General features: G+C 36.7%; 24 protein-coding genes and 1 tRNA gene. 15 read left to right on the top strand and 10 right to left on the bottom strand.

The window, feature by feature from the left end:
• Positions 1 to 4 precede the first annotated feature (4 nt).
• Positions 5 to 1690, bottom strand: coding sequence for a glutamine--tRNA ligase/YqeY domain fusion protein (locus NOX80_RS03660; RefSeq protein ID WP_256551969.1), 1686 nt, complete (start codon positions 1688 to 1690; stop codon positions 5 to 7).
• A gap of 138 nt (positions 1691 to 1828) precedes the next feature.
• On the opposite strand from NOX80_RS03660, the gene folB reads away from it, so the two are divergent.
• Positions 1829 to 2188, top strand: coding sequence for a dihydroneopterin aldolase (folB, locus tag NOX80_RS03655; RefSeq protein WP_256551968.1), 360 nt, complete (start codon positions 1829 to 1831; stop codon positions 2186 to 2188).
• 101 nt (positions 2189 to 2289) lie between these two features.
• A tRNA-Cys gene (locus NOX80_RS03650) sits at positions 2290 to 2360 on the top strand.
• Between the two features lie 57 nt (positions 2361 to 2417).
• On the opposite strand, the gene NOX80_RS03645 is transcribed toward NOX80_RS03650, so the two are convergent.
• From NOX80_RS03645 to rnr, 3 genes are all read right to left on the bottom strand, one after another.
• A complete protein-coding gene (locus NOX80_RS03645; RefSeq protein ID WP_256551967.1) occupies positions 2418 to 3104 on the bottom strand; it encodes a LysE family translocator in 687 nt (228 codons plus the stop codon).
• Between the two features lie 194 nt (positions 3105 to 3298).
• Positions 3299 to 3988, bottom strand: coding sequence for a head GIN domain-containing protein (locus NOX80_RS03640; protein WP_256551966.1), 690 nt, complete (start codon positions 3986 to 3988; stop codon positions 3299 to 3301).
• A gap of 19 nt (positions 3989 to 4007) precedes the next feature.
• On the bottom strand, positions 4008 to 6188 hold the full coding sequence (gene rnr, locus NOX80_RS03635; protein ID WP_256551965.1) for a ribonuclease R: 2181 nt from the start codon (positions 6186 to 6188) through the stop codon (positions 4008 to 4010).
• A gap of 112 nt (positions 6189 to 6300) precedes the next feature.
• On the opposite strand from rnr, the gene NOX80_RS03630 reads away from it, so the two are divergent.
• Positions 6301 to 6540 carry a putative signal transducing protein gene (locus NOX80_RS03630; RefSeq protein WP_256552977.1) on the top strand — a complete coding sequence of 80 codons (240 nt, stop codon included), beginning with the start codon at positions 6301 to 6303 and terminating at the stop codon, positions 6538 to 6540.
• Between the two features lie 46 nt (positions 6541 to 6586).
• Positions 6587 to 7021, top strand: coding sequence for a ribose 5-phosphate isomerase B (gene rpiB, locus NOX80_RS03625; protein ID WP_256551964.1), 435 nt, complete (start codon positions 6587 to 6589; stop codon positions 7019 to 7021).
• 101 nt (positions 7022 to 7122) lie between these two features.
• Here rpiB and NOX80_RS03620 read toward each other — a convergent pair whose 3' ends face one another.
• The 4 genes from NOX80_RS03620 to NOX80_RS03605 all read right to left on the bottom strand — a co-directional run bounded on the left by NOX80_RS03620 (position 7123) and on the right by NOX80_RS03605 (position 10338).
• The gene (locus tag NOX80_RS03620; RefSeq protein ID WP_256551963.1) at positions 7123 to 7899 is read right to left on the bottom strand and encodes a polysaccharide deacetylase family protein; all 777 of its coding nucleotides are present in this window, start codon (positions 7897 to 7899) and stop codon (positions 7123 to 7125) included.
• A complete protein-coding gene (locus NOX80_RS03615; protein WP_256551962.1) occupies positions 7896 to 8831 on the bottom strand; it encodes a glycosyltransferase family 2 protein in 936 nt (311 codons plus the stop codon). Before NOX80_RS03615 ends, NOX80_RS03620 begins: the two co-directional genes overlap by 4 nt.
• Positions 8819 to 10009 carry a glycosyltransferase family 87 protein gene (locus NOX80_RS03610; RefSeq protein WP_256551961.1) on the bottom strand — a complete coding sequence of 397 codons (1191 nt, stop codon included), beginning with the start codon at positions 10007 to 10009 and terminating at the stop codon, positions 8819 to 8821. Before NOX80_RS03610 ends, NOX80_RS03615 begins: the two co-directional genes overlap by 13 nt.
• A gap of 86 nt (positions 10010 to 10095) precedes the next feature.
• Entirely contained in the window at positions 10096 to 10338 is a 243-nt protein-coding gene (locus NOX80_RS03605) for a DUF1294 domain-containing protein (protein ID WP_256551960.1), read from the bottom strand.
• Between the two features lie 126 nt (positions 10339 to 10464).
• Between NOX80_RS03605 and NOX80_RS03600 the strand changes: the two genes are divergently transcribed.
• On the top strand, positions 10465 to 12588 hold the full coding sequence (locus NOX80_RS03600; RefSeq protein ID WP_256551959.1) for a Tex family protein: 2124 nt from the start codon (positions 10465 to 10467) through the stop codon (positions 12586 to 12588).
• A gap of 94 nt (positions 12589 to 12682) precedes the next feature.
• On the opposite strand, the gene tatA is transcribed toward NOX80_RS03600, so the two are convergent.
• The gene (tatA, locus tag NOX80_RS03595; RefSeq protein WP_136404332.1) at positions 12683 to 12859 is read right to left on the bottom strand and encodes a twin-arginine translocase TatA/TatE family subunit; all 177 of its coding nucleotides are present in this window, start codon (positions 12857 to 12859) and stop codon (positions 12683 to 12685) included.
• Positions 12860 to 13072: 213 nt separating this feature from the next.
• Here tatA and NOX80_RS03590 point away from each other — a divergent pair, with 213 nt between their 5' ends.
• Genes NOX80_RS03590 through rfbD form a run of 10 tightly spaced genes read left to right on the top strand, consistent with a single transcriptional unit; the run spans position 13073 to position 22736 of the window.
• The gene (locus tag NOX80_RS03590) at positions 13073 to 13939 is read left to right on the top strand and encodes a murein hydrolase activator EnvC family protein (protein ID WP_256551958.1); all 867 of its coding nucleotides are present in this window, start codon (positions 13073 to 13075) and stop codon (positions 13937 to 13939) included.
• Positions 13866 to 14297 carry an SdpI family protein gene (locus NOX80_RS03585; RefSeq protein WP_371926077.1) on the top strand — a complete coding sequence of 144 codons (432 nt, stop codon included), beginning with the start codon at positions 13866 to 13868 and terminating at the stop codon, positions 14295 to 14297. The genes NOX80_RS03590 and NOX80_RS03585 overlap by 74 nt, the downstream gene beginning before the upstream one ends.
• Positions 14298 to 14303: 6 nt before the next feature.
• Positions 14304 to 15791, top strand: a complete 1488-nt coding sequence (locus NOX80_RS03580; protein WP_256551957.1) for a GH3 family domain-containing protein — start codon at positions 14304 to 14306, stop codon at positions 15789 to 15791.
• A gap of 1 nt (position 15792) precedes the next feature.
• Positions 15793 to 16695, top strand: a complete 903-nt coding sequence (locus NOX80_RS03575; protein ID WP_256551956.1) for a carboxypeptidase-like regulatory domain-containing protein — start codon at positions 15793 to 15795, stop codon at positions 16693 to 16695.
• A gap of 44 nt (positions 16696 to 16739) precedes the next feature.
• Entirely contained in the window at positions 16740 to 18431 is a 1692-nt protein-coding gene (locus NOX80_RS03570; RefSeq protein ID WP_256551955.1) for a DUF6909 family protein, read from the top strand.
• A 13-nt stretch (positions 18432 to 18444) separates the two neighbouring features.
• Entirely contained in the window at positions 18445 to 19431 is a 987-nt protein-coding gene (locus tag NOX80_RS03565) for a hypothetical protein (protein ID WP_256551954.1), read from the top strand.
• A 2-nt stretch (positions 19432 to 19433) separates the two neighbouring features.
• The gene (rfbB, locus tag NOX80_RS03560; protein WP_256551953.1) at positions 19434 to 20450 is read left to right on the top strand and encodes a dTDP-glucose 4,6-dehydratase; all 1017 of its coding nucleotides are present in this window, start codon (positions 19434 to 19436) and stop codon (positions 20448 to 20450) included.
• Between the two features lie 23 nt (positions 20451 to 20473).
• On the top strand, positions 20474 to 21334 hold the full coding sequence (gene rfbA, locus NOX80_RS03555) for a glucose-1-phosphate thymidylyltransferase RfbA (RefSeq protein WP_256551952.1): 861 nt from the start codon (positions 20474 to 20476) through the stop codon (positions 21332 to 21334).
• Positions 21335 to 21336: 2 nt separating this feature from the next.
• Entirely contained in the window at positions 21337 to 21888 is a 552-nt protein-coding gene (gene rfbC, locus NOX80_RS03550; RefSeq protein WP_256551951.1) for a dTDP-4-dehydrorhamnose 3,5-epimerase, read from the top strand.
• Complete coding sequence (gene rfbD, locus NOX80_RS03545) at positions 21882 to 22736, top strand: dTDP-4-dehydrorhamnose reductase (RefSeq protein ID WP_256551950.1); 855 nt, start codon at positions 21882 to 21884, stop codon at positions 22734 to 22736. Before rfbC ends, rfbD begins: the two co-directional genes overlap by 7 nt.
• On the opposite strand, the gene NOX80_RS03540 is transcribed toward rfbD, so the two are convergent.
• The gene (locus NOX80_RS03540; protein ID WP_371926076.1) at positions 22726 to 23382 is read right to left on the bottom strand and encodes an O-antigen ligase family protein; all 657 of its coding nucleotides are present in this window, start codon (positions 23380 to 23382) and stop codon (positions 22726 to 22728) included. The two genes, rfbD and NOX80_RS03540, sit on opposite strands and share 11 nt — an antisense overlap.
• Positions 23383 to 23984 lie beyond the last annotated feature (602 nt).

Raw genomic sequence — 23984 nt, 5'->3', positions numbered from 1 at the left:
GATTTTATTCTTTATTTTCTAATTTAGCCCATGTATCGCGAAGGCCAACGGTTTTATTGAAAACCAGTTTTTCAGCGGTAGTATCGCGGTCTACACAGAAATATCCTAAACGTTGGAATTGGAATCGGTCGCCGTCAACCGCGCTTTTCAGGCTTGGTTCCACGTATCCGGTAATGATTTCCAATGAGTTAGGATTTAAAAATTCTTTAAAATTAATATCTTTATTTCCGTCCGGGTTTTCATGTGAAAACAAACGGTCGTAAATTCGTACTTCTGCTGCAATAGCATGAGGAATGGATACCCAGTGAATTGTACCTTTTACTTTACGTTGACTGGCTTCTGTACCGCTTCCGCTTCTACTATCTTCATCATAAGTAGCGTGGATCTCAGTAATATTTCCGTCGGCATCTTTTACAACACTCTCTCCTTTAATGATATACGCATTTTTTAAACGTACTTCTTTACCAAGGGTTAAACGGAAAAATTTACTGTTTGCTTCTTCTAAAAAGTCTTCTCTTTCAATGTATAATTCTTTTGAAAAAGGTACTTTTCTATAGGTCATTACTTCTTCTTCCGGATTATTTTCTGCTTCCAGCCACTCCTCTTTTCCTTCCGGATAATTAGTGATAACCAGTTTAACAGGATCTAATACAGCCATAACACGTGAAGTTGTTTTGTTCAGATCTTCACGAACACAGAATTCCAATAAAGATACATCAATCAGGTTATCGCGTTTAGCAATACCGATTGTATCGGCAAAATTACGAATAGCTACTGGTGTATATCCTCTTCTTCGCATACCGGAAATAGTCGACATTCTCGGATCATCCCATCCGTTTACATGACCTTCCTGAACCAATTGTAGTAATTTACGTTTACTAACAACGGTATGTGAAAGATTTCTACGTGCAAATTCACGTTGTTTCGGACGTACTAAAGTCGTATCGATTATCTGATCAAGGAACCAGTCGTATAATTCACGGTGCGGTAAAAACTCTAACGTACAGAAAGAATGTGAAATTTGCTCCATGTAATCGCTTTCTCCATGCGCCCAGTCATACATCGGGTAAATACACCATTTATCACCGGTTCTGTGGTGGTGTTTGTGTAAAATACGATACATGATCGGATCACGCATTAGCATATTGGTAGAAGTCATATCGATTTTGGCACGTAAAATATGCGTACCTTCTTCGAATTCACCGTTTTTCATTCTTTCAAATAAATCCAGATTTTCTTCTACAGATCGGTTACGATACGGACTGTCAACACCCGGTTGTGTAGGAGTTCCTTTTTGTTTCGCCATTTCTTCAGAAGACTGACTGTCAACATAAGCTTTTCCTTTTTTAATCAGTTCGATTGTCCAATCATACAATTGTTGAAAATAATCGGATGCATAACATTCTTCAGCCCATTCATATCCTAACCATTGTACGTCTTTTTTAATTGCATCTACGTATTCCTGCTCTTCTTTAGCCGGGTTGGTATCATCAAAACGCAGGTTAACCGGCGCCTGGTAATCCAATCCTAATCCAAAATTTAAACATATGGAACTCGCATGGCCAATGTGTAAATAGCCATTTGGTTCCGGCGGAAAACGGAATCGCAATTTATCTTGAGATAAACCATTTTTTAAATCTTCCTCAATGATTTGTTCGATAAAATTTAATGATTTTTCTTTTGTTGACATAAAATAAAATTAGAAAGGCAAATTTACCAAAAATGTTGTTTATGTCGGTATATCTTTAAGAGGTTATTATCAGATTGGTTTTAAAAATTCGTACTTTTATCGATCGAAGGAATAATCTATAAGCGAATACAATAAAAAATGGGAATCATTAAGTTAAAAAATATCCGTACTTTTTCTTTTCACGGTTGTTTGGTAGAAGAAAGTAAAATCGGATCAGATTACAGTGTAGATTTAGAAATAAAAACCGATTTAAGAAAGCCATCGGATACAGATGAACTAGCAGATACAGTCGATTATGTACATCTTAACCGGATTGTAAGAGAGGAAATGGCAATTCGTTCCAAATTATTAGAGCATGTTGCCAAACGGATTATTGTCAGAATTTTTAAGGAAATTCCTTCGGTTTCCAGAATTACGGTAGCTGTTTCAAAACTAAATCCGCCAATTGGAGGTGATGTTGAAGCCGTAACGGTACAAATGGAAGAATATCGTAGTTAAAACAATATTGAAAACGAGCGGATTATAAAATATGTTCAATAAAAAGTCAAAATTGAATTTGATTTTAAAAATATTTTAGTAAGTTTGCGCCCTACAATACTGGCATCGTGGCCGAGAGGCTAGGCAGCGGTCTGCAAAACCGTCCACAGCGGTTCGAATCCGCTCGATGCCTCAGGAAACAAAAAGAGCGGTTATTTAACCGCTCTTTTTTTATGATACTATTTTCGATTTATTTTTTCTCTTCGATTTTTTCCAGTGTATTTTTAACGAATTCCTTCTCTTTCGGAAACCATCCCTGGAACATCAGTACAAGCCCGAAAACAATTAATAAAACACTGCTTCCTTTTTTCACTTTCAGGATGTTTGTAGGCGTTAATTTTTTTCGAAGTTGTTTGGCTAACATAATTTTACCTAAATCGGTAATAAAATAAGAACCGATTACAGCACTGAAAAACGTTAACATCCGGGAAGGTTCCATATCCAGTTTGGGACCGAAAGTAATAATAATAGCCAACCAAAATCCGAGAACACCAATGTTAATAAAATTGAGTAGAAACCCTTTTATAAAAAGGCTTAGGTAATCTTTTTTGATCAGTTCAACTACTTCTTCATCTTCGTCTATATTTTTGCTTTGTCTGCGTAGTTTTAAAAAAGTAATCATTCCGTAGGTAAACATCAGAATACCGCCAAAAATAAATAAGGCCGGATCGTCCTTAATGCTTTGAATAAGTCGGACACTACTAAAATAAGCAATAGCAATAAAAACGATATCCCCTAAGACTACTCCAACGTCAAATGACATGGCCGCACGAAATCCTTTGGTAATACTGGTTTCCAAAAGAACAAAAAAGACGGGCCCAATCATAAAACTTAAAAAGAATCCTAACGGAATTCCGGTAAGAATATCGTCAATCATGAAAAGGTATTTAAGGTGAATAAGCGTAAAAACATTGTTACTACAATGTTAATTTACAAATATAGTTTAAAATTTTCGATACCCTTTGAATCGATGTCTTCAAATCGATTCGAAAAGTGATCCTGTAAGGGTAAAAATAAACCCCGACTGTTTATAAGACGAGGTTTTTATATTTTGTTTCATCAGAAACGGAATTATTTTTTGATAACGTCAATATTTCCGCCGGCGATTGTTTTTTGATTTACTTTTTTAGGGTTTCCGTAAATGGTAATGTCTCCTCCTGCTCTTGTTTTGGCATCAACCAGATCGGTTGCAAAAACATCGGCTTCACCACCAGCATTTACTGCTACAGTTGTTTGTGACGTTTCGAATGTTTTACCGCTAACCATTCCACCGGAATTGATCACAATATCTTGATTTTCCGCTTTTCCGTTAACTTTTACAATACCACCGGTTGTAGCACGGATACTAGCTTTCTTAACGTTTAATCCTACCTTAATTTGTCCGCCTTTATTCGCATTTAAAGCAAAATCCACTCCTTTTAACATCACATCGCTGGAAACATAAGCACCTTCGCTGGCTTCAATACTTTCGATATTTTTAAAAAAGATAATAGCTGTAACATCTTCACCTTTCAGGAATTTATCCAGCGGCATACGGATTTTAAGATCACCGTTTTTATTTACAATTTCCACTTTTTCGGCTCCTTCTCCTTTTAGTTCAATTTTGTTTTCGGAACCCGGAATTAATTGAGCCGATATTTTATCGAATACTCTTACCGTTGTAAAATCACCTACATTTTTAGTAACCTGAGCGAAACCAAATTGTGTAGTTAATAGAACTACCAATAGTGCGATACTGTTTTTAAAGGTTGTTTTTATCATCGTGTTCTGTTTTAAAATGTTACTGTTCTCTTTTTTTTATAAAATGAAAATCCAATTGTTTTTTAACCAGATCGGCATTTTTCACTTTAACGATAACTTCGTCTCCTAATTGCAGAATGTTATGTGAAATTTCGCCAACTAAAGCATATTGTTTTTCATCGAAAGTATAATAATCATCCCGAATTTCGCGGATACGAACCATACCTTCGCATTTGTTTTCAATAATTTCAACATAAATTCCCCATTCGGTTACACCGGAAATAACACCCAGGAACTCTTCGTCCTTGTGATCCTGCATATACTTAACCTGCATATACTTGATACTGTCGCGTTCGGCATTGGCCGCCAGACTTTCCATAGTAGAGGAATGCATACATTTTTCTTCGTATACTTCCGCATCGGCCGAAGCTCCGCCATCGAGGTAATGTTGTAGCAAACGGTGTGCCATAACATCCGGATAACGGCGTATAGGTGAAGTAAAATGAGAGTAATAATCAAAAGCCAGTCCGTAATGCCCTATATTTTCAGTGGAATAACTGGCTTTACTCATACTTCGGATAGCCAGTGTATCAACCAGATTTTGTTCTTTTTTACCTTGAACGTCTTCCAATAAGGTATTCAGCGATTTCGAAATCGAATCTTTGGATTTAAAATTGATCGAATACCCGAATTTAGAAATTACCGTTTGTAGATTGATCAATTTATCTTCATCCGGTTCATCGTGAATACGGTACACGAATGTTTTCTTTTGTTTGCCTATAAATTCCGCTACTTTACGGTTAGCCAGCAACATAAATTCTTCAATCAGGTGATTAGCATCTTTAGCGACTTTAAAATAAACGCCAACCGGTTCTGCATTTTCGTTGAGGTTAAATTTCACTTCCACTTTATCAAACGAAATGGCTCCGTTTTGCATCCGTTTCCGTCTTAAAATCTTAGCCAGTTCATTCAGTTTTAGTGTCGCTTCCACAATAGGATCATCTACGATATATTCCGTTCCGGTAAGTGAAATTTCGGCCGGAATGCGGTTTCCTTTGGTTTCGATAATATGTTGTGCTTCTTCATAAGCAAAACGCTGATCAGAATAAGTTACCGTTCTTCCAAACCATTGGTTAACCAATTCTGCTTTTTCATTTAGTTCAAAAACAGCTGAAAACGTATATTTTTCCTCATGAGGACGTAACGAACAGGCAAAATTAGACAGTACTTCCGGAAGCATCGGCACTACTCTATCGACCAAATAAACGGAAGTTGCCCGATTATAAGCTTCATCATCCAGTACGGTTCCCTCCTGTACATAATGCGACACATCGGCAATATGAATTCCGATTTCATAGTTTCCGTTCGGTAATTTTTCAAATGACAAGGCATCATCGAAATCTTTCGCATCTTTCGGGTCGATGGTAAACGTAAGTGTATTACGCATATCCCGACGTTTCAGTATTTCGCTTTCCTGTATCGAGGTATCCAGTTTTTTAGCGTAAACTTCTACTTCGATCGGGAAATCATACGGCAATCCGTATTCCGCCAAGATAGCGTGGATTTCGGTATTGTGTTCTCCTGGTTTTCCAAGCACTTTTGTGACAACACCAAACGGGCTATCGGCTTTGGCCGGCCAGTCTTCGATATGAACGAGAACAACGTCTCCGTTCTGAGCCTCTCCTATTTTATCTTTCGGGATAAATATGTCGGTATACATTTTAGGATTAGCTGAAGTAACAAAAGCAAAGTTCTTCTGAATGTCAATTACACCCACGAAATCGGTTTTACGTCTTTCAACAATTTCAACCACTTCTCCTTCCGGACGTCTTCCTTTTCTGCGATTATAGATGTAGACTTTTACTTTATCGCCATCAAGGGCATGGTTAAGGTTGTTTGTAGGAATAAAAACATCGTCCTCCAGATCCGGAGAAACGAGATAAGCCGTTTTTCGACTGGTCATATCGATTATTCCTTCAAAGTAATCAGCTTTAGTGATAATACGATATTTACCGCGGTCAACTTCTTCTATCTTTTCTTTGGAGGTAAGGTATTTTAATTCTTTGATAATTTCATTCCGACTTTGGGTGTCATTCAACTCCAGAATTGCAGCTATTTGCTTATAGTTGAATGTTTTGTTAGGTTCTTTGGATAGGATTTTAAAGATTTTTGCAGAAAAGTCTTTCCCTTTTTTTCCTAACTTCTTGTGTTTCTTACTCATAAATTCTTTTCTAATATACTGCTAAAATTACGAATTAGTATTCACAATTGGGAAGAAAGAATAAGATTTATAGAAATAATAACTTTTGTATCTTTATCAAAACCTTAAAATGATGCATGAATTTATAACGGTAGCCGTTTTTGATTATCCGCACGAAATTGCAGTGCTGAAACATTTATTGGAACAACAGGAAATCCGGTATTTTTTTGAAAATGAGACGATGATGAACATTGCACCGATGTATTCGCAGGCTTTGGGCGGTATTCGGTTAAAAGTGCATCCGGATGATGTAGAGACGGTACAGGAGATTCTTAAAAAATTAAATAACGATACCAATTTAAAAATTGTTTAACAGTATTCTTTGCTAACTTTGCAGGAAACAATTAAACAACAGCACAATGAGAATTTCAATTGGGAACGACCATGCCGGTCCGGATTATAAACAAGCCATTTTAAAACACCTGGAAGCTCAGGGACATACCGTAACCAATCATGGTACTGATACTTTTGACAGTGTGGATTATCCTGATTTCGGACATCCGGTTGCATTGGATGTTACGGAAGGAAGAGCGGATTTTGGTATTGTAATTTGCGGAAGCGGTAACGGGATTGCCATTACAGTAAACAAACATCAGGGAATCCGTGCTGCTTTATGCTGGACAAAAGAGATTGCTGCTTTGGCACGTCAGCATAATGATGCTAACATTATTAGTATTCCGGCGCGTTTTACTTCCATTCAACAAGCTGTTGAGATGGTAGATACGTTTTTAACAACTGCTTTTGAAGGCGGACGACATGCAAACCGTGTGAATAAAATTCCGGTTTGTCAATAAATCACAGAGAAAGAGAAAAGAATAAAGAGAAAAGACATAAAAACGGGCAGGTTTCAAAACCTGCCCGTTTTTTATTATACCTGCTGGGTTTCTACAACCTGTCAGATGTGAGATTTAATAAACTCCTGAAAAGTACCGAACGGCAGTTTGCTTTTTTTCATGTTTGCAATAAACAAATCCAGTCGGTTTTCCATTTTAACTCCGGTATTTTTTCGCACATAACCCGGAAATCCGAAGCGATCAAAATCATCCAGATCAACAAATTCCCACGGATGGAAATAAATGTTGAGGTATTTGTCTTTTTTATACGTCCATTTTGCCATCCAACTGTATAAACCCAACGGAAGATTGTGAAAAGACAACCAGAATAGCGGAAACCGTATGATTGGACTTACGGAAGCCGGTATCTGCAATACATCGTCTTTCATATAATACGTTCGTGAAATATGAAGGTTGTTATAGCGTCCGGGTAAATACGTCGGGTTGATCGAACTGTTATAAGTATAACCGGCTTTGGCGACTTCTTTTTCATCAACCGGCATCATACGCGGCATTCGGAAACCGGTAACGGTCATACCGGATAATTCTTCCAGTTTTTCCCGGGATTCTTTTAAATGAGGTACTTTAAAATCAGAATGATAATAAGTATGAGAAGCCAGCTCATGCCCTTCTCTCTTGATTCGGTCAATAATTTCTGGCGCGTTTATGGCAAATGTAGCCGTACTGAAAAAAGTGGCTTTTACCTGATGTTTCTTCAGAATGTCCAGAATTTTATGCGAACCGGTAATGGATAGTTGTATCTGATCTTCGAAAGTGATGTCCTTTCCGTATTCGAAAGGCATGTCAAATTCTTCAATATCAAAACTTAATATAATCATGACTGATCTTTTAAATTGGTAGAACGGATAATATAATTGGGTCTGTTTTTGGTTTGCATAAACATTTTTCCTACATATATACCAATGATTCCCAACATAATAAGTTGTAATCCGCCAAAGAAAACAATGGTTATGATAATAGAAGCCCAACCGGAAACTTCAATATGATTGTAAAAGGCATATACGACATACGGGATATACAACAGCGATAGCAATGACATAATCAGTCCTACATAAACAGCGGTATATAGTGGTTTTATGCTGAATGAAGTAACACCGTGTAATGCCAGGCGTACCATTTTCTTTAACGAATATTTACTGTTACCGGCAAAACGTTCGGCAGGTTCATAACGGATTCCGTATTGTTTAAAACCGAGCCATTTGGTTAATCCTCTTAAAAAGGGTTCTGTTTCGTGGAAATTCCGGAAAACATTTACAACAGTCCGATCCATTAATCGGAAATCAGCGGTTCCGGCTTCCAGTTCGATATCAGAAAGCGAATTCACCAGTTTGTAAAAAAGGTTTGAACTGCTTCTTTTGGCTTTGGAAAGACGCTTGTCTTCTTCCCGGATGGTATATACAATATCAAAACCTTCCTCCCATTTTACAAGCATGTCCGGGATAATTTCCGGTGGATGTTGTGCATCGCAATCCAATGAAATAACACAATCACCATAGGCATTATCCAATCCGGCTTTTACAGCCAGTTGATGACCGAAATTTTTAGAAAACTCAAGGAAAAAAGCATTATTATACTCTTTTGATAGTGCTTTAACCGTGGAAAGGGTTTCATCCTTACTCCCGTCGTCTACAAAAATAACTTCCCATTCATAAGGCAATGTGTTGAATACAACAGCAATCTTGTCAAAAATGTTCCGGATATTATCCGACTCATTATAAGCGGGAATTACAATAGAAACTAATTTTCGCATACGGCAATTGATTTAGGTTTGAAATCTCTAGTTAGCATTTCATAGATTATTGTAAACCAAATGATAACACAAGGTAATGCTTTTAAAGCGTGGTTACGAATAAAGACACGAGCCACCTTTGGAAACAGATCCGTAGGTGATAAGGATGTCAGTAAAATTGCAAAAACCAATAAAGCAATATGCCATTTGGAAGGATGCGATTTACTCATAAACCAGATGGCAACACCGGTAAAAGCAATGATATAAGTAGGTGATTCAGAACCACTACTGAAGATTACTGTAAAAATTAATGTAGAAGCCAATAATAACAAACGGAATTCTAAAAACTGAAACTGTTTTATTCTCAGATAAGTAGCACCGAAAAGTAAAACACCACCAATTAAAAAAGGACTATTTGGAATTGTCGGATCTCCTAAAGCACGGCGAACCATTCCCATAAATGAAATATCCTGATAAGAATCCAGACTGATATTAGATGAATTTTTATAAACCAATGTATTAAACCATTCTATGTAGGTATCTATAATAAACTTAGGTGATGATAGAAGCATTGGTAAGACAAAAAGCACCACAGCCCAAAAAAACAATCCGAGGATAAATTGTATTTTCTTTTGTGTAAAAAAGAAAAATGCCAGACCTACAATCCCATATAGCTTGATCATCGTACAACTCACAATGGGGAAAGAAGCAATAAGATTTTTATTTTTCAGCGTATATGAAAAGGCAATTAAAATAGCTCCGGTTAGAAAAATATTAAACTGAAAACTTAATAAAGCCGTAATAAGTTCGTTTGCACAGATCAGCACAATTATCGCTTTTACTTTATTGGAAAGCGGTAAGCTCTGAACTCCGAAGGCAAAAACAAGTACACTGCAAACATTCCATAGCACCATTCCTAAAGCATCGGGTAATAACGCGAAAGGAGCGATAAACAAGGCAAATACAGGACCATAATGATTTCGATCCCAATATTCATCCGGATAATGAGCATAAAGGGATTTGGATTCGATTAAATGCCAGAACGTATATTTAAAAATCGAATAATTGTTATAACTACCATGATTGTACTGTTTAACGGCAATTAATGCAGCCAGAACAACCAAAACACCAAAAATATATTTGGGTTGCAGCAAAAATGAAAACCGGGAAAACTTATTTTTTGTAAGATTCGGTGTCAAAATATATCAAATTTAGTAAGGAATTGGACAAATATATAGATTTCAGAGGAATTTTCCGGATGCTTTTATAAGATCAGCGACAGGTCTCAGTGATCGGAATACTGTTTGAGGAGCATTAGTATACCGATTTGTAAAACAAGTAATATTGTAAACTTCCAGAGAAAAGAGGATTTAGAGGTTTTATGTCGAAATAGTAACATCGCTATTATGGCTCCTACACTACCACCCAGGAAACTGATTATTAACAATGTTTTTTCGGAAATCCGGTTTTTACGGGTAACCGCCAGCCATTTATCGGTGCCGAAAACAACGAAGACGATGATATTCATGCAGAGTACATAATATAATAATGGCGACATTGTTGTAAAATTTCTGCCAAAGATAGTATTTTAGCATGCACGATCCGTTCTTAAAAAAAGCGGAACGGCAGATTTAACAAGCAATTAATTTATAGCATGACCAATATTGAATACCTGTTGAAGTATGTTCCGACTACTTCTAAAAACATAGAAAACACCTTACAGCTTTTAGCAGAAGATTGTACGATTCCTTTTATTGCCCGTTATCGAAAGGATAAAACAGGAAATCTGGATGAGGTAGTGATCGAACAGATTGCAAAATTAAGTGCGGCTTTCGAAGCGATAGTAAAACGAAAAGAAGCGATAATTAAATCCATACAGGAACAAAACGCTTTAACACCGGAACTGGAACAGAAAATAACCAATAGTTTCGACTTGAATGAACTGGAAGATTTTTATCTGCCGTATAAAAAGAAAAGAAAAACAAAAGCGGATGTAGCCCGTGAGAATGGTTTGGAACCTTTAGCTAAAATTATCATGGCTCAAAATGCAGATGATCTGGATTTTATTGCAGCCAAATATCTGAATGATAAAGTAGCCAATGAAGAGGACGCATTACAAGGCGCCAGAGATATCGTTGCAGAATGGATTAATGAAAATATTTATATCCGTAAAAATTTACGACGAATGTTTCAACGTAAAGCGGTGATCGAAACGAAAGTAGTCAAAGCAAAAAAAGAGGAAGATGGCGCTAAAAAGTTTGAGCAGTATTTTGAATGGTCAGAATCAATCACCAAAGCACCGTCACATCGATTATTAGCGATGTTGCGAGCGGAAAACGAGGGTTATATCAAGTTAAAAGTGGATATCGAACAGGACGAAGCAATCGATTTTATCGAAACTAACGTCATTAAAAACAATAAAGATACAGCGACACATCTTAAAAAAGCGATAGCAGATAGTTATAAAAGATTACTGGAGCCGGCTATTTCAAATGAAACATTACAGGAAGCGAAAGCGAAAGCCGATGCCAGTTCGATTCAGGTATTTGCCGGAAATTTAAGTCAGTTATTGTTAGCACCGCCATTAGGAGAAAAACGAATTCTGGCCATTGATCCCGGATTTAGAACCGGATGTAAAGTAGTATGCCTGGACGAAAAAGGAGATTTGTTATATAATGAAACCATTTTCCCGCATGCACCTCAGAATGAAACGACTATGGCAATGAAAAAAATCCGTTCCATGGTGAATTCATATAAGATTGATGCAATTTCAATCGGAAACGGAACAGCATCACGTGAAACCGAGTTTTTTATTAAAAAGATTGCTTTTGACAAACCGGTTCAGGTATTTGTGGTGAGTGAAGCGGGAGCGTCGGTTTATTCGGCTTCAAAGATTGCCCGTGATGAGTTTTCGAATTATGATGTAACGGTTCGTGGTGCGGTATCCATCGGAAGACGATTATCGGATCCGTTGGCAGAGCTGGTTAAAATCGATCCGAAATCCATTGGAGTAGGGCAATATCAACATGATGTAGATCAATCGTTATTAAAAAATGAATTGGATACCGTGGTAACCCGTTGTGTAAATTCAGTTGGAATTAATTTGAATACGGCCAGTAAATCACTGTTAAGTTATGTATCGGGAATAGGAGAGAAGATGGCCGAAAACATTGTAGCCTATCGTTCTGAAAACGGCGCATTTGAAAGTCGGAATCAATTGAAAAAAGTACCGCGGTTAGGTGAAAAGGCATTTCAGCAGGCAGCGGCTTTTATCCGGATTACAAACGCTAAAAATCCGTTGGACAATTCTGCTGTACACCCGGAAGCCTACGGTATTGTTGAAAAAATGGCAAAAGACATGAAAATTTCCGTTAATGAGCTGATCGCGAATAAAGAAAAAATAAATGCGATACAACTGGAAAAATATGTAACGGATACCATTGGACTTTTGAGTTTAAAGGACATCGTAAAAGAACTGGAAAAACCGGGACTGGATCCGAGAAAAGCAGCAAAGGTATTTGAGTTTGATGCGAATGTAAAAACAATCAAAGATTTAAGAACCGGAATGGTATTACCGGGAATTGTAAATAATATTACCAATTTCGGCTGTTTTGTTGATATCGGAATAAAGGAAAGCGGACTGGTTCATATTTCCCAGCTTAAAGAAGGATTTGTGAGTGATGTAAACGAAGTGGTAAAACTGCATCAACATGTTCAGGTAAAAGTAACCGAAGTTGATGAAGACCGAAAAAGAATACAATTAAGTATGATTCTGTAAAGACCAATAAAAAGAGGCTGTAATAAATAAACAGCCTCTTTTGTTATAAAAAGTCGTTTACTTTTACAGCCTCTAAAAAAAGTATTACAAAAAATTACTCTTTGGTTTCGTCTTTCTTAGGAGCGGAAGGTTGATCGTCTTTAGCAGCATTTTTGAATTCTTTGATTCCGGAACCCAAACCTTTCATTAGTTCAGGAATTTTTTTACCGCCAAATAGAAGTACAATTACTACTACGATCAAAATTATTTCTGTTGCACCAAGCTTTCCCATTGTTAATGTGTTTATTATTTCAAAAAATTGTTACTCGTAATTAGAGAGAACAAAGTTAGGTATAAATACAATTGGACGAATAAATATTCGAAGCTTTTTAAAGGAAAGCCGTTAAATTTAGGATTTCTTTAACCTAAATCACAAAAATCAATATAGATGCAGGATTAAGAAACCCGACATTAAATTATTATATTTGTGAATTAAAAGAATATAATGTCCGCGAAGAGACTTAAACGACAGCTTTTAAAAAAGAAATTATTCAATAAAAACCGATTGGTTATATTGAATGAAAATTCGTTTGAAGAGATATTTTCCCTGAAATTAAATCTGATGAACGTTTTTGTAAGCTTGACCGTATCAACTATTTTCCTGATTACTGCTACCACTTTTATTATCGCTTTTACACCGCTACGGGAATATATTCCGGGATATTCTTCGACCAAACTGAAAAAGGAAGCAACACAACTGGCGATAAAATCCGATTCACTGGAGCAGGTTATCAAACAAAACAATCTGTTTGTAGAATCAATTAAAAAGGTACTTACCGGAGATCTGGACTATGCTAAACTGAATAAGGATTCAATTAAAGTTGAAAACAAAGCAGGCGAGGATGCACCGGATCTGAATCCGTCGAAAACCGATTTAAAACTTCGGGAACAGGTTCGACTGGAAGATAAATACAATGTTTTTGAAAAAGCAAAACCAAGAGTAAACCTGGTTCTATTGCCACCGGTTAAAGGCCATATAATCGAAAAATACAATGCTAAAAACAAGCATTACAATATCAGTATTGCACTGACTAAAAACACACCGATCAAATCGATTGCAAACGGAACGGTTGTTTTTTCCGATTGGACACCTACAAACGGACAAGTGATTATTATTCGGCATAACGACGGAATTATTTCGGTTTATAAACGTGCTGCATCACTGACGAAATCAGAAGGAGATGTTGTAAAATCCGGAGAAGTAATTGCATTAGCCGGAATTACAGGAACTTATCCGGATGTACAACTTTACTTTGAACTCTGGAAAGACGGTTATCCGATTGATCCGACACAATTTATTGATTTTGAATAATATGAAGTGGACAGAAAACCTAATGCAAATGCCTTTGTTATGCGGAGGTATATTTATACTAACCGGTTTGATACTGTATTGTTTTCCACCTAAAAAAATAAACGGGCTGTATGGTTACCGAACATCGGGTTCAATGAAATCACAGGAACGATGGGATTTTTCACAAAAATATTCGGCTATCGAATTAGCCAAAGGCGGATTGATAGTGTTGCTTCTGGCTTTTCTGCCGTTTGTTGTACCGATTGAAAAGAGCATAGAAAAAGGAGTAAGCATTGCGATAATATTAGCCTCGGTTTTTATCCCGATATACCGAACCGAAAAAGCATTGAATAAAAAATTTGCCGATAATCATAAATAAAATCAAATGTCGATAAAATCGATTATTGCTAAATTATTAGCAGGGAAAATTTATAAAAATACACGTAAATGGGCCGATAATCCCGTAGCAACTCAGCAAAAAGTTTTCTGGGAATTAATCCGTACGGCACAACATACGCAATTTGGAAAAGACCATCAGTTTAACTCCTTTACTTCGGTCGAAGATTTTCAAAAACAGGTTCCGGTTCGCGATTATGAACAGTTACGTCCTTATATAGACAAGATGCTGACCGGTGCTGAAGATGTACTGTGGAAAGGGAAACCGATATACCTGGCCAAAACGTCGGGTACAACTTCCGGGGCAAAATATATTCCGCTTACCAAAGAATCGATGCCCTATCATATTGAAGCGGCCCGAAATGCAATATTGCATTATATCCATGAAACCGGAAATGCTTCGTTTGTTGACGGTAAAATGATTTTCCTGCAAGGAAGCCCGATATTGGAGGAGAAAAACGGAATTAAACTCGGACGTCTTTCCGGAATTGTAGCGCATTATGTTCCGAAATATTTACAAAAAAATCGGATGCCAAGCTTGGAAACTAATTGTATTGACGATTGGGAAACCAAAGTAGATGCGATAGTAGAAGAAACATTCCACGAAAATATGATGGTAATTTCAGGTATTCCGTCGTGGGTTCAGATGTATTTTGAAAAATTAAAGGAAAAAGGAAATAAACCGGTTGGCGAAATCTTTAAAAACTTCAACCTCTTTATTTACGGAGGGGTTAATTATGAACCGTACCGGGCTAAATTCGAAAACCTGATCGGACGAAAAGTAGACAGTATTGAATTGTTTCCGGCTTCAGAAGGTTTCTTTGCATATCAGGATTCACAAAAGGAAAAAGGAATGCTGTTGCTATTAAATGCCGGTATATTTTATGAGTTTATTAAAAGCGATGAATTCTTCCAGGAAAACCCGAAAAGATATACGATAGGGGAAGTGGAAATGGGAATCAATTATGTATTGATCATTTCTACAAACGCCGGTTTATGGTCTTACAATATCGGAGATACTGTTCAGTTTACCAGTTTAAAACCGTATCGGGTGATAGTGTCGGGACGAATTAAACATTATATTTCCGCTTTCGGAGAACACGTTATCGGTAAAGAAGTTGAAGCAGCTTTAAAAGCAGCAATGGAGAACACCAATATTCGCGTTAATGAATTTACCGTGGCACCGCAAATCACACCAAATGAAGGATTGCCGTATCATGAATGGTTGGTCGAGTTTGAACAGGAACCGGACAATATGACTGAATTTGAACAAAAACTTGACAAAGCAATGCGTCAACAAAATGTGTATTATGATGATCTGATTTCCGGGAATGTTTTAAGAACTGTAGTTGTGACGCGTGTAGCCCGAAATGCATTTCAGGAATATATGAAATCGGAAGGAAAGCTGGGAGGACAAAATAAGTTACCGCGACTTTCAAACGATCGGAAAATTGCGGATAAACTGGTGAAAAAATAAGATGCATAAAATAGTCGTTTTACTGTTATTTATTTCAGCTAATGTTGTAGCTCAGGTAAAAGGAAAAGTGGCAGACGAAGCTAAAAATCCGGTAGCTTATGTAAATATTTGGGTGGAAGATGAAAATAACGGAACTACTTCCGATGCGAACGGAGATTTTACTATTTTAGAAAAAAATAAAGAAAAGATTCTGGTGTTTAGTGCCTTGGGATTTGAAACGAAAAAAGTCCGCATTTCCGAAGCCGAACAGGTTATTTTAAAATCGGCTCCGATTCATTTACAGGAAATTGTGATTGCCGGAAAAAAGCAATCCAAAACGATAACAATAGGAGATTATAAAAAAGGAGGTATCAGTCATTTCTTTTCCAGTGGGAAAAATCCGTGGATTGTAGCCCGATATTTTCCGTTTGATGTTAAAATGGAGCAAACACCTTATATTAAGGAATTGACCATTATGACCGATTCGGAAGTAGATCAGGCCAAATTTTTACTGCATTTTTATGAAGTTACAGCAAACGGAAATCCGGGAAAAGATCTTACTCCCGAAAATAATCTGATTACGGTAGAAAAAGGACAGCATAACACTACGGTAAAACTGGAACATCAAAATTTAAAAATTCCGGGAAACGGTGTTTTTGTAGCAGTAGAATGGCTTATTATTGCAGAAAATAAATACGATTTTTCGCCTTCATTAAAAGATACCGCTTCGGGAAGTTATACCGTTAGTAATTTTTCAGGAATCCGGTATGAACCCAGAATAGGAACGGTACCTTCCGAAGAAAGTACATCCTGGCGGTTTACAATGGGACGATGGACAAAATTTGATAAACCAAATGTGTCGAATATCGGGAAATATAACAACAAGTTTAATGAACTTGCGATAAAGTTAACTTTAACAAACTAAAAAATAAAAATCCTACATTTGTGGGTTAGTAAATAGAAAGACTTATGAAAGAGATTAAAAACATTTCGCGCTCACGCGCACAGGAATCATCAGCAGCAATTGAACGTTTGTATATTACCATGCGTCATTTGTTTAATAGAGGATTCTATAAACCGATGGGTGTTTCGGGAGAAACCCTGCGGGAAGCTTTATTGTCGTTACGTCCGGAAATATACGGGTCGATAGCGGAAGAAAAAGTAGAATTAAACGGATTATTATATGTAATAGAACGTTTACCAATTGGCATAGAAGAATGTCGCTATATTAATCTGACATCGGATGAAGGCTATTCAAAATCGCATTTTCAGGCGATAGTCCCTCCGAAAAGAAGAAGAAACTGTTATCGTATTGACGACGAGCAGATGAATATCGAAATCACCCGCGGACGTTCGGATATCTATGATATTTTAACGCACCTTACGTTTATCTTTATCGAATCCCATAAAATCAAAGACAGAGTATTGATCGATGAAGACGGTCGTCTGACACGCGATTGGGAAAAACTGGAACAGGTGATTCTGCAAAATAAAAAACTAACGTTAGTTGAAAGAGAGAAAGCGATTTCACACGTTTCGAATATTTTAGGAAGAACTTTTGCTGAGGTATTGGATATTTACGACAGTTTTGCAACGCAACAGGCTCCGGAGCGTTTTCTTCATATCATTTACTGGTTAGGAAAACTGGCTATCGAAGAAGTAGTAGACAACAATAAGAGAACGATTACTTTTAGCCCGATTTTAAGAGAGCGTCTGGGTCACCATATTCACGGTGAAATCTGGGCGAATAACATTAAAAATGTATTACAGAAAAATAAATTAATTCACAGACCGATACATGTGATTAGTGCGAATATGCACAGTGTAATGAATTCTCTTTTTGCGACTCACGTATTAAAAGGAAAATTCAAAGACCAGTCGGATTTTGTGATTTATGAAGAATTAAGTAAATCGTCTAACAATGATTTACGTGCCAAAACGGAAGAGTTTGCGATAAAACACGGTATGATTTCCCTTCCGGACACGTCGGGAACTAATATTGATGTGCAGATTTTCGATACGGCTAAAGTGGACTGGAATAAATCGGCATTCCCTAAAGCGAAAGTCGAAGGTGAACATCCGGTAATCATTGTAATGGATTATGCTTTCGGAGAGCAGGCTTACGAAACAATCGACGAATTATTAAAACCGTATAAAGACAAGGAAGGCAATAAAGTATTCCTGAATGTGGAATCGGTTTCGATTATGGGGAAAGCCGGTATTTTAGAAGGCGGAAAAGGAGACATCATGATTCCTTCGGCGCATATCAATGAAGGAACCGGTGATAACTATCCGTTTGACAACGAACTTTCGGCTGAAATGTTTGAAGGAAATGAGATCCCGGTTTTTGCAGGACCAATGATAACGGTTTTAGGAACCTCCTTACAAAATAAAGACCTGTTGAAATTTTTCCATGAATCAACATGGGGCGTTATCGGTCTTGAAATGGAAGGGGCTTATTATCAGAAAGCAATCCAGTCGGCGTCCAAAATCAGAAAAAGTATTCCGCCAAATGTAAAAGTGCGTTATGCTTATTATGCATCGGATAACCCGTTGGAAACAGGAAGTACATTAGCCTCCGGAGGATTAGGAACAACCGGAGTAAAACCAACTTATTTAATTACGATTAAGATTTTAGAACAAATTTTTAATATCAAATAACCTACTATTTACTATGAATAACAACTCTAATACGACGAATTCTGAAGATCAGGAAATCGATTTATCACAAGTTTCCAAGAAAATAGGAAATGCTTTTCAGTCCTTTTTAGATTGGATTTTTGATGGGATTTTATTTTTTAAGAAAAATATTATTATCATATCGATTTTATTTGTGATCGGAGCCGGATTGGGCTTTTATGTGGATAAGTCTGAAAAAGTATACGACAATCAGATAATTGTAATCCCGAATTTTGAAAGTGTGGATTACCTGTATTCGAAGGTAGAGTTGTTAAACGCTAAAATTAAAGAGGGTGATTACGCCTTTTTAACCCGATTGGGCGTTAAAAATCCTAAAAAAATAGCGAAAATAGAAGTAGAACCGATTATCGACATTTATCGTTTTATCGATAACAGCGAAGAAAACTTCCAGATGATTAAGTTAATGGCTGAAGATGGCGATATGCAAAAGATATTAGAAGATCCGGTTACCAGTAAGAATTATAAATTCCATACGATATCATTTTTAACACTGGGGAAAACAGATAGAAAGCAAACGTTAGAACCGTTGATGAAGTTTTTTAATGACAGCGAGTATTATAAAACGGTTAGAAAGGAAAGAATGACCAATCTTTATTTAAAAATTAAAACGAATGAAGAAACCATCAATCAGATTAATGGTATTTTAAATCAGTTTTCAGCAAATACCAGTTCACAGCAAAAAAGTGATAAGTTGGTATATTATAACGAGAACACACAGTTAAACGATGTTATTAAAACAAAAGATCAATTAGTAAACGAGTTAGGGTACTTGAATATACAGATGCACAACTTCACCGATATTATTAAGGAAAGTAGCGCTGCATTGAACGTACGAAACACCAAGTCGATTAACGGAAAAATGAAATTGATTTTACCGGTATTGTTTGTAGGATTGTTTTTACTCTTCGGAATGGGACGATCATTCTATAAAAAACAAATGATAAAAAGAAACTTAGCGTAAGCATGAAAAACATACTGATAACCGGAGGAGCGGGATTTATAGGCGCCAATTTTGTAACCTATTTTATAGAGGAAAATCCGGATATAAACGTAATTAATTTAGATAAACTTACCTATGCCGGTGATTTAGCCAATCTGGAAGAAGTAGCCGGTCATAGTCGTTATACCTTTGTACAAGGTGATATTTGCGACAGTGAATTAGTAAAAGCATTATTTGAAAAATATGATTTTTCGGATGTTATCCATTTTGCAGCAGAGTCTCATGTGGATAATTCCATTTCCGGACCGGAAGCGTTTATCAAAACCAATGTAACAGGGACATTTAATTTACTGGATGCTGCACGAAAACATTGGATGACAGGACCTAATCAATATAAGGAAGGATATGAAACATCGCGTTTTCATCATATTTCAACTGATGAGGTTTACGGTACTTTAGGCGCTACAGGATTGTTCACAGAAGAAACACCGTATGCACCCAACAGTCCTTATTCGGCATCAAAAGCCGCTTCGGATATGATTGTGAGAAGTTATTTCCATACCTACGGAATGCAGGTGGTCACAACAAACTGTTCCAATAATTATGGTCCGAAACAGCACAATGAAAAACTGATTCCAACCATTATCCGAAAAGCTATTACCGGCGAAAATATTCCGATTTATGGCGACGGACAAAATGTGAGAGACTGGTTATATGTATTAGATCATTGTAAAGGAATCGAGTTGGTTTTTAAAAACGGAAAACCGGGTGAAACCTACAATATCGGAGGGCGAAATGAACGAAATAATCTTTATATCGCCAATACCATTTGTGAAATACTAAATGAATTACAACCAAAGGAAACAGGAAGTTATAAAGACCAGATTGTTTTTGTAAAAGACCGCCCGGGACACGATTTGCGTTATGCTATTGATGCAACAAAGATTGAAACCGAACTAGGTTGGAAAGCCGATGAAAATTTTGAAACCGGAATCCGAAAAACAATTGCCTGGTATCTGAATAAACTGGACAAAAAATAATAAGCAGATAAACCGTATAAAAAATGAAAGGGATAATATTAGCAGGAGGCTCCGGCACCAGATTACACCCGCTTACGCTAGCTGTGAGTAAACAATTAATGCCTATCTATGATAAGCCGATGATTTATTATCCGCTGTCTACATTAATGTGGGCTGGAATCCGTGAAATATTGATCATTTCCACACCACATGATTTACCGTTATTCCGACAATTATTGGGCGACGGAAGTAAACTGGGATGTCATTTTGAATATGCGGTACAGGAAAATCCCAACGGATTGGCCGAAGCGTTTATTATCGGAAAAGAGTTTATCAAAGACGATAAAGTTGCTTTGATCTTAGGTGATAATATATTTTACGGAACCGGATTGGCTGAATTGCTTCAGAAGAATAATAATCCGGACGGAGGTATTATTTATGCTTATCATGTACTTGATCCGGAACGCTATGGAGTCGTAGATTTTGATAAGGACGGAAAAGTACTTTCGATAGAAGAAAAACCGATTTATCCGAAATCCAATTATGCCGTACCCGGAATCTATTTTTATGATAACGATGTCGTATCAATTGCCGAAAATATAAAGCCAAGTAATCGGGGAGAACTTGAAATTACCGATGTAAATAAAGAATATCTTGAAAGAGGTAAACTTCAGGTTAGTATTTTAGATCGCGGTACCGCGTGGCTGGATACCGGAACGTTTCAGTCGTTAATGCAAGCCGGACAATTTGTTCAGGTTATAGAAGAACGTCAGGGATTAAAAATCGGTGCTATTGAAGAAGCCGCATACCGTATGGGATTTATTGATGCCGAACAATTGCAATTACTGGCAGAACCGTTATTAAAAAGCGGATATGGAAAACACTTATTAAGTATATTAGAATAAGAATGAATTTTATTCCTACAAAACTATCCGGTTGTTATATACTCGAACCTAAGATTATTCAGGATTCGAGAGGTTATTTTATGGAAAGTTTTAATGAAAAAACATTCCGGGAGGGAACAGGTCAGGATGTCCGTTTTGTACAGGACAATCAGTCTTTTTCCGCTCGTGGCGTACTACGCGGATTACATTATCAAACCGGCGATCATGCTCAGGCGAAACTGGTTCGTGTTTTACAGGGAGAAGTTCTGGATGTAGCTGTCGACATTCGACCGGAATCGGAAACGTATGGTCAGTATGTTGCGGAACTATTATCGGCCGAAAATCAGAAACAATTGTTTATTCCGAGAGGTTTTGCACATGGATTTTTAGTACTTAGTGAAACGGCAACGTTTTTCTATAAATGTGATAATTTCTACAATAAAGAATCGGAAGGCGGAATCATTTATAATGATGAAAGTCTGGCAATTAACTGGCAAATGGAATCGGCTGCTTTGTTGATTTCAGACAAAGACAAAGAATTGCCGTCATTCGATAAAGCCCGTAAAGTATGGTAGTACTGGTAACCGGAGCAAACGGACAATTAGGTCAGGCGCTACAGTCTGTTGCTAAAAAATATCCGGAAATCAATTTTATTTTTGCGGCTTCATCTGATCTTGATATAACCGATAAAGAAAATGTTGCGACCTATTTTGACTCAAAAAAGCCGGATTATTGTATAAATGCGGCAGCATATACAGCTGTTGACAAAGCCGAAAGCGAGCAGGAACAAGCTTTTTTAGTAAATGTAAAAGGACCGCAAAATCTGGCAGAAGTAAGCCGGAAAACCAATACTGTTTTACTTCATATCTCAACTGATTTTGTTTTTAACGGAGAAAGTAATCATCCGTATACAGAAGAAGATACACCCGACCCAAAAGGTGTTTATGGCAAAACGAAATTAGAAGGCGAACAGACAATACAACAAAGTACAGCGCAATATTACATTATCCGAACCTCATGGGTATATTCCGAATTTGGGAATAACTTTATGAAAACTATGTTGCGACTCGCATCAGAACGGGATACACTAAATGTGGTAAACGATCAGATCGGAACACCTACTTATGCTGTAGATCTGGCTGAAGCTTTAATTGCCATTATCCGACATGATTCGAATACAGAATCAAAACCTTACGGGATATATAACTTCAGTAATGAAGGACAATGCAGCTGGTTTGATTTTGCTAAAAAAATATTCGAAGTAAATAAAGTAGCGATTCAGGTGAATCCAATTCCTACTTCAGCTTATCCAACACCGGCACAAAGACCCGAGTACAGTGTATTGGATAAACAAAAAATAAAACAGGCCTTTGGTATTACAATCGCAGATTGGGAAACGGCATTACGAAGTATTACGATATAGCCGTATTCTTTTCCTCCTTTTGTGCCAGATAGGCATTCACAAATGTCATAAAAATCAATTGGTAGAAAAATATTCCGTAATGTCTGTAAAAGAAATCTTCCGTAAAACAGATAATGAAAATATTGGAAACCATGATATAAAGCAGGAACCGGTTCACTTTTAAAATTATCCGGAGCGATTTATAACAGTAAAAAAGAAAAGCGATAAGTCCGAAAATTCCAGCCGAAAGGAAAATATAGGCAAAATAATTATGCGTCATATATTTAATGGTCTCATAGAAATTGGAATTATAATTGGCCTTATAGCATTCATCCAAAGTATCCTGAAGTTTATCAAAACCAACACCAAAAACATAATTTTCTTTAGCGATTTCAGCTGAACAGCTCACAATTGCAATACGAATATTAGTAGAATCATGTGCTACTCCTGTAGGTGGTTTGTTGTAGCTGTTAAGAATTTCAACAAATCTGTTTTTCAATCCCGGAACATAAATAATAAGTACAATACAGGTAAGAATAAATGTTAGTAACAAAACCGCTTTCTGTTTGTAGTTAAAAAGTTGGGAACGAAATAAAATCATACAACCGATTAAAACCAATAGTAACAGAATGTTGATTTTAGCAACCAACATAAAGGTAATGCCCATAAACACCAGGAGGTATAATATTTCGTAATATTTTCGTCTCTTTAATAAATTCTCAAGAGAAAAAGCGGCACAAAACAGCACCATCGATGTAAAATAAGTGGGATGTATTCTAAAAAAGGGAGTGTCATTATAAACAAAATCCCGGAACCTCGGAACCTCATATCGGAACATAAAAAATTCCCAGAAATAATGATATCGGAGGAATAAGACAACATAACTAATTGAAATAACAGCGCATATATTTTTCAGAATCGTCAAATACAGCCGGACTCTTTTTTCCGAGAAATAGGACAATGGCAGGTAAGAAAAAACGATCGGGAATAACAGAAAAAATAAAGCGTTTTTAACATGTCCGAAACTATTCGGTTCACCGATATCAAATAAGCTACGAAAGAATATAATCCAGAAAGGAATCGTTAAAAGCAAGATATACTTGTTTTTCAGGCTATAATTTCCGGAAGAGACAGTATATATAACAGTAAAAACACTAAGGATTATAAAAAATAATGACGAAAAATTTTCTTTAAACAAAGGGAAAGTGAAGAGTAACGGTATAAGCCAAAATAAAGTTTTTTCACTGATTTGTTTCATGCGTCGTATAA

This window comes from Flavobacterium cerinum (genome assembly GCF_024496085.1).
GTDB lineage: Bacteria > Bacteroidota > Bacteroidia > Flavobacteriales > Flavobacteriaceae > Flavobacterium > Flavobacterium cerinum_A.
This window is presented reverse-complemented; position numbering and strand designations above follow the sequence as displayed.